The organism is Polaromonas sp. P3_C2 (genome assembly GCF_056402675.1).
The window spans coordinates 1-2,310 of record NZ_JBFUGX010000646.1 but is presented as its reverse complement, the minus strand read 5'-3'; the positions used below and the strand labels follow the sequence as shown (position 1 = coordinate 2,310).

Genomic DNA, 2,310 nt, shown 5'->3' with positions numbered 1-2,310 from the left:
GGCCTGCCTGATGGCTGCGAGCCAGAACCTCGTGCCGCGAGATCTTCGCAACCTGTGGCTGGCGTTTTCCACCCTGGCCATCATGGGAAGCCTCTTGTGGATGTCTTTGCGGGGACAGACCTGGAACCTCCTCATCCTGCTGGGCGCCGCGCCCATCGGGCTGGCCGCGCTGGCCCGGCTTTCCTACAACGCGGGCTGGGTCTGGAATGTTGAAGCGGCACAGGCAGCCGGTGTCCTGTCGGCGATGATCGGCCTGCTCTGGGTTTTCCTCGTGCTGGCATGGCGCAGCCGGGCAGCACTGTTTGCCAACCACCGCAGCGCCGCACTGGCGACTTACGACCCGGCCAGCGGGCTGATGTTGCCGCGGGTCATCGACGACAGGCTGCCGCCCATGCTGCTGCGCGCGCGGAGGCAGAAGTCGGCATTCGGCGTATTGATGTTGCGCTGGCTCGACCAGGCTCCGAGCCATGACGAGGCCAGCGACCAGAAGCGCGCCGCCGCACTTTCCCGCATCGGCGAAATCCTGCGCGGGGCAGCACGCGACGTGGACACAGTGGTTCGCTATGGCGAAAACGACTTCATGATGCTGGTGGAAGGCCCGGTCAATCGCACCACCCTGTCCGAAGTTTCAACCAAAATCCTGGCCGACTGCATACGCGCATCTGAAAAGCTGGGCGATGCGAATGCCTTCAACCTGCACGTCGCCCTGTGGCATGACACGCCCAGCGCCCAGACAACCGCGCAGGAGGTGGTTGAAAGGCTCAAGTCCCGACTGCACCAGATGGCCGCCGGAACAAAGCGCTATGTACAATTTGTCGATTCACCGAGCGATACCGTGAGTGCCGCAGGGGAAGACATGAGCCGTCGGGAAGACCTGCTGGYCAAGATCAACGAAATTGAAATTTCGCACCCGGCATTGACCAGCGAACAGGCTTCAGCCCCGGGCCGCTGAGACCCTGGCGGCAGATTCAGGGCGCCCTTGTCACAGGCAAGGGCAAGGCCGTCTTGTACCTGACCTGCTTGAGCGCAAAGCTCGAGCGTATCTTCTCGATGCCCGGAATCGGCGACAGCTGCTCAAGGATGAATTTYTCCAGYGCACCKATGTCGGCCACCGCCACRCGRATCAGGTARTCGCTGTCGCCCGACATCAAATAACACTCCATCACSTCGTCGTGCTCGGCGATGCGCCGCTCGAAGTCGGCCAGCGACTCCTTGCTTTGCGTGCGCAGGCTGATGGAAATGAACACATTCAAGCCCAGACCCAGCGCCGCCGCGTTGGCAATGGCCACATAGCGATCAATAACGCCGGCGGCCTCCAGCGCCTTGACGCGCGCCAGGCACGGTGAAGGGCTCAGATGCACGCGGCGCGCCAGTTCCACGTTGGTCAGCGAGCCATCCCGCTGCAACTCATCCAGAATCTTAAAATCAAGGTTATCGAGCTGCATCATCTTCAAAATTCGTTATTTACAGCATTTTATGCTTTTAAATGGTGTCATACCCCGATATTGAAGCAACACCTTCCGGATGATTCTGCGTAAAGTGATTGCTGCCATGAACGACTCCACACCCCACCATTTACTGATGCAGGCCGCTTCTTACACCGATCCTTCCGCTGACCCTGACCCGCAGGAAACCGCCGAATGGCGTGAGGCGTTTGAAGCCCTAGCCCTTACGCAGGGCCCGGCCCGTGCACGCGAAATGCTGCATGAGCTGAGCCGCGTCGCGCGCAAGCAGCGCATCGGCTGGCGGCCCGAACTGGCCACGCCTTACGTCAACACCATTGGCGTAGACGAGCAGCCCGTGTTTCCCGGCGACCTGGCGATGGAAGAGCGCCTGGCCTCGCTGATGCGCTGGAATGCGCTGGCGATGGTCGTGCGCGCCAACCAGGCCGAGACCGGCGGCTCGGCCGAGCTCGGCGGCCACATCGCGAGTTACGCCAGCGCGGCCGATCTGTTTGAAACCGGCTTCAACCATTTCTTTCGCGCACGCGAAGGCACAGGCCCCGGCCAACACCGCGGCGACCTGGTGTTCTTCCAGCCGCACAGCGCACCGGGCGTGTATGCGCGCGCCTACCTGGAAGGCCGGCTGGACGAAAAAGACCTGGGCTTTTACCGCCAGGAGCTCGCCGCGCCCAGCCAGGGCGCGCAAGGCCTGTGCAGCTACCCGCACCCGTACCTGATGCCGGACTTCTGGCAGTTCCCGACCGGCTCCATGGGCATAGGCCCGATCAGCTCGATCTACCACGCACGCTTTATGCGCTACCTCACGCACCGGCGTCTGCTCGACTGCACGGGCCGCAAAGTCTGGGGC

General features: G+C 62.5%; 2 protein-coding genes and 1 pseudogene. 2 read left to right on the top strand and 1 reads right to left on the bottom strand.

Going from position 1 to position 2,310, the window contains the following annotated elements; genetic code table 11:
- Nucleotides 1-952 (top strand): GGDEF domain-containing protein (locus tag AC1DWI_RS20195; RefSeq protein ID WP_477725577.1); only part of this gene is annotated, 952 nt, incomplete at its 5' end.
- A gap of 16 nt (nt 953-968) precedes the next feature.
- Here the strand turns inward: AC1DWI_RS20195 and AC1DWI_RS20190 are convergent.
- Nucleotides 969-1,445 carry an Lrp/AsnC family transcriptional regulator gene (locus tag AC1DWI_RS20190; RefSeq protein WP_477725578.1) on the bottom strand — a complete coding sequence of 159 codons (477 nt, stop codon included), beginning with the start codon at nt 1,443-1,445 and terminating at the stop codon, nt 969-971.
- Nucleotides 1,446-1,551: 106 nt separating this feature from the next.
- Here AC1DWI_RS20190 and AC1DWI_RS20185 point away from each other — a divergent pair.
- A pseudogene (locus AC1DWI_RS20185) lies at nt 1,552-2,310 on the top strand (pyruvate dehydrogenase (acetyl-transferring), homodimeric type); the annotation flags it as partial.